Source organism: Nonomuraea basaltis, assembly GCF_005893125.1.
Lineage (GTDB): Bacteria > Actinomycetota > Actinomycetes > Streptosporangiales > Streptosporangiaceae > Nonomuraea > Nonomuraea basaltis.
Window position 1 is genome coordinate 1 of record NZ_VCJS01000294.1, and the last position, 13,306, is coordinate 13,306.

Below are 13,306 nucleotides of genomic sequence, written 5' to 3' on the forward strand. Positions count from 1 at the left end.
GGTGAAGTTGTTCCACACGAAGTTGATCGCTGTCGGCGTGAGCAGTTCCAGGCGCTCCCCGGTGGCGGCCACCGCGAGGTAGAGGTGACTGCCGCGCAGACCCACGACCAGATCAGAGGGCAACAGCACCGTGTCGTCGCTGCCGCGGAACTCGCCGACGCTGACCAGCCTCGGTAGAACCTGCGGGGTGCGCGTGAGCAGGTCGGCCTCGACGCGGGAGGGATGGAACGACAACTGGGCCAGTTCCGCGACGGGATCGACAGTGGGAAGAGTCGCCTGGTCGGGGGCTTGCGGGAACTGGTGCCGGAATCGTCCTGTCATCGTGCCGGCCGCCCTGGAGACGGTGTGCACGCGGACGCGGAAGTCGCCCCGGTCGAGCGCCGGGAGCGAACGGGCTTGGACTTGGGCGCACACCTCGAAGTGCGGGGCCAGGGCGGTGGGCGGTTCGCCCGCGGCGGCCTCCAGCTCCTCGAGGAGCGTCTCGGACAGGATCATCGCCCGGCGGCCTTCGATGGCGGCGGTCCCGGCGAGCTCCAACAGCAGCCGGTCGCGTCGCGACATCGGCCGGGGCGGCTCGGACACCAAGCTGAACCCGTCAGGCAGGCCCAACCCGTTGTCGGGGTCGACGAGCTGCTCCAGGCGGACCTCGGCGCCTTCGCCCCACCGGGCGGCGAACTGCTCGGTGTAGCGCCGCCATGCCCCGGTTCCGGCCGGGTTGGGCGTGAGCCTGGCCAGCGCGGTTGCCGCGGTTTCCATCTCGATCGCGACCGTCCCGGGCAGCCGCACGTCGGCGTCCAGTCGTACGTCTACGGAGGCCTCCCGCACCGGCGAGAACCGCTTCACCTACTCCGGCCTGGCCAACGACATCACCACCGTCACCGACCAGACCGGCGCCATCACCGGCAAGTACGGCCGCGACCCCTACGGCCGGCTGCTCAGCCTCCAAGAGGGCACCGGTCCCGCGCTCGGCGTGATGTCCGACCAGCACGACGACGTGGTGGCCACCTACTCCGGCACCGCGCTGGTCGACTCGGTCGCCTACAGCCCCTTCGGCGAGCCGATCGCCCGCACCGGCACCCAGCGCTCGCTCGGCTACCAAGGCGAGTACACCGACCCTGACACCGGCAAGGTCAACATGCACGCCCGCTGGTACGTGCCGGGCACCGGCGGATTCGCCTCCCGCGACGACTGGACCCTGTCCCCGGACCCGTCCAGCCGCCTCAACCGCTACCCCTACGGCCAAGGCGACCCGCTCGGCGAAAAGGACCCGTCCGGCCACGATCCTCACGTCCGCGTCAACCTGGACATGCCGCGCCCTCCAGCAGGAAAAACGCCATCAGGATGGGCTGACAAATACTGTGGGAGCGGCTCCGCTTGCCAGGCCGTGCGTAATGCGGAAGCCAGCGGTATGACAGAGCGTGAATATTACGACAAGTATTACACGCGGGCCAGAGATGAATACGCGAAGACCGAACGTACTGTTTCCAACAGATGGGTCGATGGTGGGGGCGGAGGCACCTGCAAGAGCAAGGCCTGCAAGAACGGCACCAGCACTGGCAAGAAGAACGGCACCAGCACCGGCACTGGGAAGAAGGACGGCACCGGCACTTCGACCAGAACCACCGGCAAGGTTTGCAAGAAGACCATTTGCAAGAAGGACCGCGACGGATCAGACGGTGATGACGATGACCAGGCGGGCCGCGCCCGAGACCTGGACAAGCCCAGCGAGCGGCGTTGCACCCGCAACTGCTCGCCCGAGGTGAAGAAACCCAAGACACGCGAGAAGAAGCCGACGCAGCCGAAGAAGCAGCTCGCCACGGGCTCGTCCAGAAATAGCATCAGCTCCTCATTGCCCCCCAGGAAAACCAGGCAGGAACGGATCGATGAGCAGTGCCGCACCGGCCCCTGCAAGGGCAGCTACAGCGGGCACTCCGGCGTCGACTACTCCGACTCCTCCTCTATCGGGCGCGGCGACTCTTCCGACGGCTGGAAGAAGGACGTCTTCGAAGACATCACGGAGACGACGACCGACTCCATCGTTGACGCCATCCTCGATGACGTCGCCCCCGACCTGCCGCCGAACGTCCCACCCGGCCTGGACACGGGCAGCTGCATGCCGGGCGGCAACAGCTTCGTGCCCGGCACCCTGGTGCTGATGGCCGACGGCAGCTACAAATCCATCGAGGACATCAAGGTCGGCGACCTCGTCATGGCCGCCGACGCCACCACCGGCCGCACGGCCGCCAAGCCGGTCACCACCTTGATCACCGGTGATGGCACCAAGCACCTCGTCAAGATCACCGTAGACGTCGACGGTCCCCGCGGGACCGCAACCGAGGACATCACCGCCACCGCCAACCACCCGTTCTGGGTGCCGGATCTACGGAAATGGGTTGATGCTGGGCGACTGCAGCCCGGAATGTGGCTGCGAACGTCCGCAGGCACCTACGTCCAGATCACGGCCACCGAAGCGCGGACAGCCGTCCAGAGTGTCTACAACCTGACCGTCGACGATCTGCACACCTACCACGTGCTCGCAGGCGACCAGGCTATCCTTGTTCATAACGACGATCCCGATTCTTATCGCCGCCCCAACGGGTTCCGAAAGGGCGTCCGGCAGAAGGCTTGGGATTTGAATATGGACCCTGACACTGGGCTGGTTCATGACCCCCTTGCTGGTGCAATTCTAGACCCAGACGAGCGCTGGGATATGGGACATAAGCCAGGTTTTGAATTCAGAAAACACCGACAGAGCGCCATTGATCGAGGCATTCCGGCTCTTCGAACTTGATCGGGGTTTGAAGTCCGGCCTGGCCTGGCGTACGTTCCGGTTCCGATGTAGCAAGCGCTTCTGATCTTGGTTTCGAGACGGATGGCCTGGTGGGTGACGCCGGGTGATGGTGATCTCTGTGTCCGGAAGTCGTCAGTAATGGAAAAGATCAATTGAGCGGGACGGCACCGCGGCAAGGCCGCGCGTTCTCTCCCGCGCCGGCTGGCCCTGGGCACCACCGATTGTGGTGGTGCCCGCCAAGGCCGGCCAGATGGCCCTTCAGTAGGCGATAGTGACGATCTTGCCGACGGCCTGGCGCTGGTCGATCAGCTGGAGCATGAACTGGGCGGCGTCGGCCTGGCCGATACGGAAGGCGGCGCGCAGGTTGTGCCCGTAGGCGGTCCGATAGGTGCCAGTCTGCGGTTTGTCGACGATCAGTGGCACGCGCATGGCGGTCCAGTCCGCGTCGCAGCCGTGGAGGAAGTCCTCCATCAGGGCGACGTCGACGAAGTGGTGGCCGAGCACACGCTTGGCCAGCGGGGTGGTCAGGTACTGCATAACAGGGCCCACGCCGGGCTCGCGCTTGGGTGGATGGGGACGGCTGGGCGTGGGGACGGTCGAGACGCCAACACCGCTGACGACAATCAGGCGGCGCGCGCCTACCGCTTGTATCGCGTCGGCGATGGCCCGGGTCCCCGAGGAGACGATGCCGTGCTCGGCCTTCTTGCGCGGGCCAAGACCCGACAGGACGGCGTCGGCTCCGTCGACCGCCGATTCGAGCGCCCCCGGGTCGGGCTCGCTCAGGTCGGCGGTGACAATGCGCACGTTGGGAGCAGTGTGTGCGTCCGCGCCGAGCTTGCCCGGGTTCCGGACGACCGCCGTGACGTGGTGGCCTGCGGCGGTGGCCTGCGCGAGGACGTGCTGTCCAACGCGTCCGGTCGGGCCGAAGATCGTGAGCTTCATGCGAGGTTTGCCTTTCTCGGTTTCGCTGATCTGGCTGATGGGGCTGATGGGGCTCACGTGCACGTGAGGTTCTTCAGTGGTCGAGTGGCGATGCGTCAGGCGTGCGCGAGGGGTCAGTGCGAGCGATGCCACGGCCAGCAGGAGGAACACGACCGTCAGGCGAGCGCTGGGCGGCTCACCTCGAAGTGAGACTGTCTCGGACCACCGCGGTCACGTGGTGGTCCGCGTCCAGGGCTTGGCGCACGACGTGCCCCCGCCCCCGACGCCGCCGGTCGCTGCAAAGACAGTGGGCTTCCTGTGCATCTCAGGCCCTCTCGAACGCGAGCCCCATTTCGTATGAGTCACATGTAATATGAGAACCATACATATCCCTATGAGATGGATACAATATGAGTTACACAACAGATGGGGCTCGGCAGCGGCGGCAGCTGGTCAGGGTGGTCAAAGAGGCCCTGCGCGACCTGAACATCCAGCTGTCATTGCTCAACCGCCAGCTCGGTACCCAGGCCGAGCTCAAGGATGTCGACTGGAACTGCCTGGACCTGCTCAACCGGCACGGCCCGCTCAGTCCCAGCGCCCTGGCCCGCAAGGCGGGACTTCACCCCGCCACCATGACCGGCATCCTCAACCGGCTCCAGAAGGGCGGCTGGATCGCCCGCGATCGCGACCTCGACAACCCCGACCGCCGCGCCGTCACCGTTCAGGCACGCCGCGAACGCAACCCCGAGCTCTACCGCCTCTTCGCCGGAATGAACACCGAGATGGACCGGCTGTGCGAGCACTACACCGGCGCCGAACTCCAGCTCATCGCCGATTTCCTGCGCCGCACCACAGAAGCCGGACACACCGCCACCGACCAACTCGCCGGCAGCTCATCTTCAGGCGCGACTCCGGCCCCCGCTGAGCCGGAACGACAGACGAAGACGCGTGTCCGGTAGGGACTTGAGAGAGCTGGTGGCCCTCAGTGATCCTTCTTGTTGTCGAAGCAAGATGATCACAGTAGAGAAGCCACGAGCATGGTCAACGATACGACGCTGCTGCTCGGCCTGGACGGCCTGGACGTCACGAAGGTCGTCGCCGCAGGTGACGGAGTACAGGACGGGCCGGTGGTGCACCTGGCCACCGCCGATGAACGAGCCAGATACTGCCCGCAGTGCGGGGTCGCCGCAGTCCGGGTGAAGGAGTGGGTGACCACCCGTCCGCGTGACCTGCCGATAGCGGGACGGCGGTGTGCGTTGCGCTGGCGCAAGCGTCGCTGGCGCTGTAACCAGGCCTCCTGCCCACGCCAGACGTTCACCGAGCAGGTTCCGCAGATTCCGGCCCGCTCCCGGCTGACCGTGCGATTACGTCAGGCCAGCGGTGCCGCCGTGGGTGACGGCGGGCGCACGGTGATTCAGTCGGCGCGTGATCACGGCCTGTCCTGGCCGATCGTGTCCGCGGCGTTCACCCAGCACGCCCACCGGGTACTACCCGACCAGCCCGAGCCGGTCACAGTGCTGGGCATCGACGAGGTCCGCCGCGGCCGCCCCAGGTGGGTACTGGATGAGACCACCGGAACCTGGAAGACCGCGGTCGATCGCTGGCATGTCGGCTTCGTCGATCTGTCCGGCGACCAAGGCCTGCTCGGCCAGGTCGAGGGCCGCACCATCACCGCCGTGACCAGCTGGCTCGACCTGCGCCCGCCCTCCTGGCGCGCGCAGGTCGCCTTCGTCGCCATCGACATGTGCTCCATCTTCAAATCCGCCGTCCGAGCCGCGTTACCGCACGCCACCTTGGTGGTCGACCACTTCCACGTGGTGCAGTTGGCCAACACCGCGCTGATCGAGATCCGCCGCCGCATCACCGTGCAGATCCGCGGCCGACGCGGCCGCAAGGGCAACCGCGAATGGGAACTACGCAACCGGCTGACCCGCTCCGCCGCCCGCATGCACGCCCGCCAGCTGGATCCGATGGTCGATGACCTGCACGCACTCGGCCGCATCGGCACGCCGATCCTGGCCGCCTGGAACGCCAAGGAAGACCTGCTGGACCTGCTCGCCCTGGCCCGCACCCACCCCGACCGCACCGTCATCGCCGAGCGGCTGTTTCGCTTCTACGACCGCTGCGCCGCTTCCGGCCTGCCCGAACTCCACCGCCTGGCCACCACGATCGAGACCTGGTGGCCAGAAATCCTCGCCTTCCTCCAGACCGGCATCACCAACGCCGGCTCCGAAGGAACCAACCGCGTAATCAAAACCGTCGCCCGCGACGCCTACGGCTTTCGCAACCCCGACAACCAACGACTACGCACCCGCTGCGCCACCACCCGAAAAGGCCGCGGATGCCTCAACCCCGCTTAACTTCGAAGAGCCGGCATTCCCCGAAAGCAATTCTTGGATGAACTTAATGATCCGACGCACTATCGCCCGGAACTACCATCTTCAAATAGCTGCCATCAAGGGGAGGATCACAGCGATGATTATTTCGGTCCGTGAGTCCAGAGAACGATGAGCCCCTCGGCTAGCCCATCCAATCGTGCGATCGCGCGGCGTACTGCTGAAGCTTTCGGCAATAGGCCACGTGTCCACCGCTATCATGACGATCGGGGACGCGGCTTTGTCGATATAGCTGCGGCGCAAGACGTCCCTCATGCAGGAGTAACGTCCTATGCCACCCTCGGCCTGTCGGACTCGGCCTGTCGGACGCTCCCATGGAAGTTCCTGGCGGTGAAGAGTATCCACTAAGAATCGAGCTCTTGGGGGCATGTAAAAGTCGCTTCGAAAGTTTCGCTAACGCCTTGGCTGCATCGGCCATAAGAATAATCTCAACGCGTAAATTCTGTGCTCCGGGTGTCATCTTTCCGAATATCCTCACAACGCCTGGCGAGTCGGGCGACATGAAGCACTTCCTTTTCCTGTCGCCTTTCTTGTGGGATGATCCGTTTGAGGCGATGGAGCTGGATGACAAGAAGGTTGCATGGCTCCGTGCCGTCCCAATCTCCGACGCCGAACTTCAATGCGCCTTGGATAAAGGCGTTTCGGAGTTGGAGGGTATATTGGAAGCAAATTCAATCGACATATTCGATTTGAATCGTTCTTCAGTGTTGTAGATTTGGCGTTCCTGTATCACGAGAGGCCCCGCCGAATAAGCTTCCGGTGGGGCCGCAGGGACCGTTTGACGGCTATGTTGACGGTTACAGCGGTCGTGATCGTTTTCTGACGGCTACGTTTCAGGGTGGTCGTTAAAGCGGATCGTGCGCAGACCCGCCTTCTCCAGCAGGGCCTTGAAGTCTCGGTTGACGTTGACCGGGTTGATCATTGCGCCGTGCCGGGTGGTGAACACCAGTCCGGTCTCGGGCCAGGCCGCTCCGACGGCTTCGCGGTCGCGGTCTTGGCGTTCGCGCTGAGCGGTCAGGGCAGCGATGCACGGGCAGGCAGGGCGATGCGGCGCTCGGAGTTGGCGGTCTTGGTTGGGGCGAGGACCGGGCAGACCCGCCGGGAATGTACTGGACGGTCTGGCGGATGGTCAGGGTGCCGCCGGTCAGGTCGACGTCCGTCCAGCGCAGGCCGATGCAAAGGGGTCAGATCTCCCGGCTACTGCTCGGCGAGGTAGGCCAGGACGCGGGGGGCGGGGTGGCGGTCCAGGCTGTGCCGGGGTCGTGGGCACGAGTGGTGCGGGGGTCGGCGTGGCCCATGGCGTCCTGGACGTCGCGCAGCGCGGGGATGGTCCCGGCTCCTCGCTGGCGCCGCCGAGTTCCATCAGGTGCTCTCCACGCACGCGCGGACAGTTGGAAAGGCACCCGTCGATGGAAGGGTGCCTTTTAAGCTGTCTTGATCGTCACATCAGAGCATCGGAGATTCGGCGCTTGGCTGCTTCGTCGTGGCCGACGATGCACTTGGCGTAGACGCGCAAGAGCACGTCTACGCTGTGGCCCGCCCACTCGGCGACCTGGGGAGCCGGAACGCCAGCGTTGAGCCGCTCGTACGAGCCCGCGCTCGAGGCCGCCAAAGGTAGCGACGAGTACTACAGGATCCTCAGCGACCTACGCTCAAACCGGAACCAGCCGGGCGGCTTCTGGGTGGCCAAGGATGACCCACGGGCGGCAGACGAGGCCATCACCGGAAGTTGTCCGATCTCCGAGCTGACCCATGTCGGCGCCGTTCTCCTCAGTAATGGCGCCAGCGGCATCGTGGACCGGTTCGGGCTCACCGACTGGCCAGGGGTCATGGCCGTCCTGGCGTCGAGCGGACCGGACGAGATCATTCGCCGTGTCCGGCAGGCGGAGGCACAGCATGCGGTGGCGGCGGACGATGCGACGATCGCCCACTGCACCGGCTTCGGGCAGGCTTGACCGTGCCAACGGTGGCCGCCGGTGCTGGTGCTGAGGTTCTGAAGGGATCTTGCAGTCTTGGGAGTCAGGGATGCCATTGCCGCCTACAGTGTGGAGTTGCAGCTATGCGTTGAGTGATGACGGCGGTTGGGTGACTGCCGTGAGGGAGGCGATGGTGACGTCGCTGCTGACGAAGCTGGACCGGGCCGAGGAGGCCGCGCGGCAGCAATGCGCTGAGCTGTCCCGGGGTGTTCACGAGTGGTGCTGGCCAGCGGCTTCACGGACGTCTGAAGATCGTTTCCCGAACACAGGATGATCGTTTCCCGGAGCGGGGCCGATGTGTTTGTGCTGCCTCGCCGGTGGGGTTCGGTTGGAGGACTTGCACAGGCAGCACGGTGTGTAGGTTGAGGTCGTGGATCTTCCTTCCTATTGGCTGCCTCGGCCGGTCTTCAGCCCAGACGACAAGACCCTGGCTGACTTCGCCTCGTTACTCGCTGACGCGCTTGCCCAAGGACCCGACAAACGGTCACCCACGGGCCGAAACGGCGTTTCAGGTTCTCGACGTCGTTGCGGACCAGCCAGTCCCCGCGCCTGCTGCGGATGCCCGCGGGCGGGTCGGCCAGCCCACCGGCGCGCAGACGCTCGCCCAGGCCGACGGCGTCCAGTGCGCGCAGGCCGTTGGGCTGGATGGTCAGTCCCGCGCCCACCTCGGTGAACTCAGTAGCGCGTTCGAGGACTTCCACCTGCCAGCCTCGCCGATGGAAGGCGACGGCCGTGGCGAGCCCGCCGATGCCGCCTCCCACGATGATCACTTTCATGTTCAGGTCTCCTTGACGGTCAGTGCAGGCCTCGCTTGCCCGGGGCCCAGAACGGCTTGGTCTTGATCGAACCCCGTGGCCAGTTGCGCTCGCGCACCAGAAAGTCGCGCACCAGCTGGCAGGTTCTCGCCTCCCCGGCCACGTAGGTGGCTCCGGCGTTGCCCGGCAGGTCGAGTTCGGCCACGGCCGCGAGCAGCACCGGGGAGGCGACGGCGGGGGCGCCGTGGCGGTGGACGCGGCGCAGCGGCGGCGTCCCGGGCATGGGCAGGTCGTGCTCGGGGGTCTCGCTCTCCAGGACGCCGTACACCTCGGCCGAGGCCCCCAACGCTCTGATCATCGGTCCGAAGGCGGCGCTGGCGGTCTCCTCTCCGATGAACACGTAGTAGTCGGCCTCGCGGGTGAAGAAGTCGCCTTGCGGCCACCAGAAGGTCACCCGGTTCCCGGGCCGTGCCGCCCGCGCCCACTTCAGTCCGATGCCGTCGCCCGCGTACAGGTGGATGCGCAGTTCGATCGCCTTTCTGCCGGGGTCGAGGTCCCAAATCGTGTAGGTGCGCAGCGTCTCGGCTGGGCGCAGGATGCCCGACACCGACAGCGGGTCCTTCAGCTGGATCCTGACGTGCTGGCCGGGGGTGTAGGAGAAGGCGACGGACTGGTCGGTTTCCAGCCGAATCCGGCGCATGGCGGGGTTGACCTGCTCGGCCACGGTGACGGTCGCTTCCATGGCGTACTTGCCGAACAAGCGGTCACGCATCGTGCGGGCCATGTGAGGACTCCTTGCGCCGCCGGACGTGAGCGGATCTGGACATCCGCCACCACACGGCCGCAACCAGCGCCACCACCGCGAGAAGGATCCACCACACAGGCTCCATGTCCACTCCTTATAGGTTCTAGATTGTTTAGAGCCATTAAGGAAACATAGATGCCCTAAGATGTCAATCGCGGCGACAGAACGACAAAAGGGGCGATGATGTCCGCACACACCATCAGGCGGGAAAGGCTGCGCCAGGCCACCCTGGAGGAGATTCACGCGGCCGCGCGCAGGCTGCTGGTCGAGCAGGGATCGGCCGCGGTGACCATCAACGCGGTCGCCCGGCAGGTCGGCATGAGCGGCCCGGCTCTTTACCACTACTACGCCGGCCACGACGAGCTGGTCGGCGCGGTGACCGCAGACTTCTTCCGCGAGTTGGCCGCCGTCATGGAGCAGGCCCGCGACGCCTGCGCCCGCGCGCCGATCGGCGACCGCATGCTGGCCGTCTGCCGGGCCATGCGCGCTTGGGCCATCGCCCATCCCGCCGAGTTCGGCTGGATCTTCGCCAGCCCCATCGCCCCGCCGAACCGGCGGCCGGACTCGGTGCGCCACCAGGCCGCCCTGCGTTTCGAGCAGGTCTTGCTGGACCTGACGGTCGAGCTGTGGCGGACACGGCCGTTCCCGGTGCCCGACCTGGCCGACCTGCCCGCCTCCCTGCGTGAGCAGCTGACCGCCTACTCCGCCGCCATCGATGGGCGACTGCCGCCCGAGGCCGCCCACGTCTTCCTGTCGTGCTGGATCAGGCTGTACGGCCTGCTGTGCATGGAAATCCTGCACCAACTGGACTTCGCCTACACCGACCTGGAGCCCGTCTTCGAAGAGTGCCTGCGAGACCTGGCGGTCGCCCTTGGCATCGACGACGACGCAACGGCATGACTCCGACACCGGTCGTCGGAGAGATACGTAACTGCAGGGCTTTAGACGCCGTCCTGGGCAGGTCGTTCATGCGGGTGGAGATGGCGGCCAGGTGCACGTAGGCGTCCAGGAACCCGGTCCAGGCGTGTACCTCCAGCAGCAGCTCGGGCAGGTCGATGCGGGGCAGCATGGCCTGGCAGGCGGCCCGCAGCCACGCCGGCGACGCGCTCTCGCCGAGCGCGCCGAGCTTCTCCACCGACAGCCGGGCCCGCCCACCCCCGGCCGGAGTCACCACCGAGACCAGCGCGTCCTCGCCCGCCTCCTCCAGCCGGGCGGCCATCTGCTTCCAGGCGGCGTCCAGGGCCAGGGCCTTGTCGTTCAAGTGCTTGTGGACGGGGCCGGTGAGCGACAGGGAGGCCAGCACGTCCTCGGCGATCGCCTCCCACTGCGCCCCGGCCAGCAGATGGGCGCGCGGGTCGGCCCAGCGCAGCGACGGCGAAGCGAACACATCCCTGATCGTCAGGGCCCGCATCAGGTGCTCCAGCACGCACACCACGTACGCGTCACGATCCACCGCGCCCCGTGGCAGGTCCGGGTTGGCATACACCGTCCGCTTCCATGACGCGGTCACCAGCGCGGCGTCGATCTCCGGCATCGGCGAAGCCTCATCCCGCAGGACGGCTCACGGCTGGTGAGGTGTCCATGCGCCAGGCCTGACGCAGGATGACGGCCAGGCACACCACTTCCACGGCGGCCAGGACCAGGTAGTGGGGTTTCGCCGATCCGCCGCCGATGATGAACGCCGCGGTCAGCGGGACCGCCACCAAGGTGACCCGCCGGGTCACCGCCGGTTTCAACACACGCGACAACACCACCATCACGATCGGGATCTCGACCATGACCGCGGATCCCACCAGGAGCAGCGGGGTGACGGGAACGCCCTCGGCATGCCCCGCCAGGAGCCCCCGCAGAAATCCGGCGTTCAGGAAACTGAGGACATCCGCGTAGAGCATGGTGAACATGACGACGATCCACAGGGTGGAGAGTCTTGCTCGCACGTCACTCATTTCGGCCTCGGCGCCTTTCTGGGTCGTTGGACGGGGGTCCGGGGATTCCCCGGCCGGTTCCGCGCGGCTGCCGGCGATGACGGAAGCTGCCCGTACCGGTCATGAGGACAGGCTGGCGCGACGGGCGGGCGCATCGCTACGGCCGCAGGTCGGCGCCCGGATGGCCGAAGGTTGGCGGTACGGGATCTACTTTGGTCGGATTCCGCTGGACCGGGCGCGGCCGTACCCTTTGGTCGTGACGACCCCGGCAGGCCTGGACCATCGGATCCTGCTCCCCGCCAGCGCGCTCAGCGGCCCCGAGCCCGCCCCGGCGCGCCCGGCCGGACGCACCAGGCGCGATTGGGCGGCCGATGTGGCGTTGTTCCTGCTGGCCATCGGCCTCACGGCGCTCAGTGTGGTGGAAGGCCTCGGCCAGCATCCCGCACCGGTGCCGTTCGCGGTGGACGCCGCCCTCGGCGGGCTGAGCTGCCTGGGGGTGTGGCTGCGCCGGCGCCGGCCGGTCGGCTTCGCGGCGGTCGCGGTGGCGTTCAGCGTCTATTCGATGTCGGCCGCGGGGGTGGCGCTGATCGCGCTGTTCACCGTCGCGGCGCACCGGCGCGTGGCGGTGGCCGGCCCGATCGTGGCCGGGTGCGTGCTGGTGCCGTTCCTGACGCCGCTGGTCCGGCCGGACGTCCCGGTGCCGCCCTGGTGGCAGGTCCTGCTGGGCTTCGCCTGCGTCGCCGCGGTGCTCGCCTGGGGGATGTTCGTACGAGCCCGGCGGCAGTCCCTGCGCGAACGGGCCCGGCGGGTCGAATCCGAGCGGGAACTGCGCCTCGCCCAGGTCCGCCAGTCCGAACGCGACCGGATCGCCCGGGAGATGCACGATGTGCTCGCCCACCGCCTGTCCCTGCTCAGCCTGCACGCCGGGGCGCTGGAGCTTCGTCCCGACGCCGCGCCCGAGGAGGTCGCCCGGGCCGCCGGGGTGATCCGCGACAGCGCGCACCGGGCGCTGGAGGATCTGCGCGAGGTCATCGGCATGCTCCGCGCCGACCTCGACCGGTCCGAGGAGGGGCCGGAGCGGCCCCAGCCCACCCTGGCCGATCTTCCCGACCTGGTCGATCAGTCACGGCGCGCGGGCATGCGGGTGCTGCTCGACTGCCGGGTGGGGGAACCGGCGGCCGCGCCCGCGGCGATCGGGCGCGGCGCGTACCGGATCGTGCAGGAAGGGCTGACCAATGCCCGCAAGCACGGCCGCGACGGCCAGGTGTCGGTGGCCGTCGGCGGGGCGGCGGGGGAGGGGCTGACGGTCGAGGTGCGCAACCCGGCCGGCGCCACCGCCGTCGCCGGGATCCCGGGCGGCGGCAGTGGCCTGATCGGCCTGGCCGAGCGGGCCGGCCTGGCCGGTGGACGGCTGGAGTACGGCCCGACCGCCGCGGGTGAGTTCCGGTTGTGGGCATGGCTGCCGTGGCCGAGGTGAACGCCGCGATTCGGGTTCTCATCGTGGATGACGACCCGCTGGTACGGGCCGGCCTGGCGATGATCATCGGCGGTTCGCCCGAGCTGAGCGTGGTGGGCGAGGCGGCCTGCGGAGCCGAGGTGCCCGCCGCGGTGGAGGCGTGCGCCCCGGACGTGGTGCTGATGGACATCCGCATGCCCGTGCTGGACGGCCTGGCCGCCACCGAGCTGCTGCGTGCCCGGCCCGACCCTGTCTCTTATACACACCCAACACTACCCACC

Annotated in this window: 14 protein-coding genes; 9 read left to right on the plus strand and 5 right to left on the minus strand. The window is 67.3% G+C overall.

Annotated elements, in window-relative coordinates; translation table 11 throughout:
• Nucleotides 1–756, minus strand: a 756-nt coding sequence (locus tag EJK15_RS61425) for a lantibiotic dehydratase (protein ID WP_240777950.1), incomplete at its 3' end; no start/stop codon positions are given.
• On the opposite strand from EJK15_RS61425, the gene EJK15_RS61430 reads away from it, so the two are divergent.
• Nucleotides 722–2,791 (plus strand): polymorphic toxin-type HINT domain-containing protein, encoded by a 2,070-nt coding sequence (locus EJK15_RS61430; RefSeq protein WP_240777951.1) that lies wholly within the window; start codon nucleotides 722–724, stop codon nucleotides 2,789–2,791. The two genes, EJK15_RS61425 and EJK15_RS61430, sit on opposite strands and share 35 nt — an antisense overlap.
• A 258-nt stretch (nucleotides 2,792–3,049) precedes the next feature.
• Here the strand turns inward: EJK15_RS61430 and EJK15_RS61435 are convergent, their stop codons facing one another.
• On the minus strand, nucleotides 3,050–3,883 hold the full coding sequence (locus tag EJK15_RS61435; RefSeq protein ID WP_138719595.1) for an NAD(P)-dependent oxidoreductase: 834 nt from the start codon (nucleotides 3,881–3,883) through the stop codon (nucleotides 3,050–3,052).
• A 239-nt stretch (nucleotides 3,884–4,122) separates the two neighbouring features.
• Between EJK15_RS61435 and EJK15_RS61440 the strand changes: the two genes are divergently transcribed.
• From EJK15_RS61440 to EJK15_RS61465, 5 genes are all read left to right on the plus strand, one after another.
• Nucleotides 4,123–4,671 carry a MarR family transcriptional regulator gene (locus EJK15_RS61440; protein ID WP_138719596.1) on the plus strand — a complete coding sequence of 183 codons (549 nt, stop codon included), beginning with the start codon at nucleotides 4,123–4,125 and terminating at the stop codon, nucleotides 4,669–4,671.
• Nucleotides 4,672–4,749: 78 nt separating this feature from the next.
• Entirely contained in the window at nucleotides 4,750–6,072 is a 1,323-nt protein-coding gene (locus tag EJK15_RS61445) for an ISL3 family transposase (RefSeq protein WP_138719597.1), read from the plus strand.
• Nucleotides 6,073–6,087: 15 nt separating this feature from the next.
• Nucleotides 6,088–6,207, plus strand: coding sequence for a GH-E family nuclease (locus EJK15_RS78165; RefSeq protein ID WP_138719604.1), 120 nt, complete (start codon nucleotides 6,088–6,090; stop codon nucleotides 6,205–6,207).
• A gap of 200 nt (nucleotides 6,208–6,407) precedes the next feature.
• Nucleotides 6,408–6,821 (plus strand): suppressor of fused domain protein, encoded by a 414-nt coding sequence (locus tag EJK15_RS61455; protein ID WP_276615567.1) that lies wholly within the window; start codon nucleotides 6,408–6,410, stop codon nucleotides 6,819–6,821.
• Between the two features lie 861 nt (nucleotides 6,822–7,682).
• Complete coding sequence (locus tag EJK15_RS61465) at nucleotides 7,683–8,063, plus strand: hypothetical protein (RefSeq protein ID WP_206061983.1); 381 nt, start codon at nucleotides 7,683–7,685, stop codon at nucleotides 8,061–8,063.
• 428 nt (nucleotides 8,064–8,491) lie between these two features.
• Here the strand turns inward: EJK15_RS61465 and EJK15_RS61470 are convergent, their stop codons facing one another.
• Nucleotides 8,492–8,860: an FAD-dependent monooxygenase gene (locus EJK15_RS61470; protein WP_138719599.1), complete on the minus strand. Its 369-nt coding sequence runs from the start codon at nucleotides 8,858–8,860 to the stop codon at nucleotides 8,492–8,494.
• A gap of 19 nt (nucleotides 8,861–8,879) precedes the next feature.
• The gene (locus tag EJK15_RS61475; RefSeq protein ID WP_138719600.1) at nucleotides 8,880–9,623 is read right to left on the minus strand and encodes a siderophore-interacting protein; all 744 of its coding nucleotides are present in this window, start codon (nucleotides 9,621–9,623) and stop codon (nucleotides 8,880–8,882) included.
• A 201-nt stretch (nucleotides 9,624–9,824) separates the two neighbouring features.
• Between EJK15_RS61475 and EJK15_RS61480 the strand changes: the two genes are divergently transcribed.
• Entirely contained in the window at nucleotides 9,825–10,544 is a 720-nt protein-coding gene (locus EJK15_RS61480) for a TetR/AcrR family transcriptional regulator (RefSeq protein WP_138719601.1), read from the plus strand.
• A gap of 644 nt (nucleotides 10,545–11,188) precedes the next feature.
• Here EJK15_RS61480 and EJK15_RS61490 read toward each other — a convergent pair.
• Nucleotides 11,189–11,581: a DUF6326 family protein gene (locus tag EJK15_RS61490; protein ID WP_138719602.1), complete on the minus strand. Its 393-nt coding sequence runs from the start codon at nucleotides 11,579–11,581 to the stop codon at nucleotides 11,189–11,191.
• A gap of 244 nt (nucleotides 11,582–11,825) precedes the next feature.
• Between EJK15_RS61490 and EJK15_RS61495 the strand changes: the two genes are divergently transcribed.
• Together EJK15_RS61495 and EJK15_RS61500 are read left to right on the plus strand one after the other, a co-directional pair.
• Nucleotides 11,826–13,046, plus strand: coding sequence for a sensor histidine kinase (locus EJK15_RS61495; protein WP_138719603.1), 1,221 nt, complete (start codon nucleotides 11,826–11,828; stop codon nucleotides 13,044–13,046).
• The coding region (locus tag EJK15_RS61500; protein WP_171075261.1) for a response regulator transcription factor at nucleotides 13,025–13,306 on the plus strand (282 nt) is incomplete at its 3' end. The genes EJK15_RS61495 and EJK15_RS61500, both read left to right, overlap by 22 nt.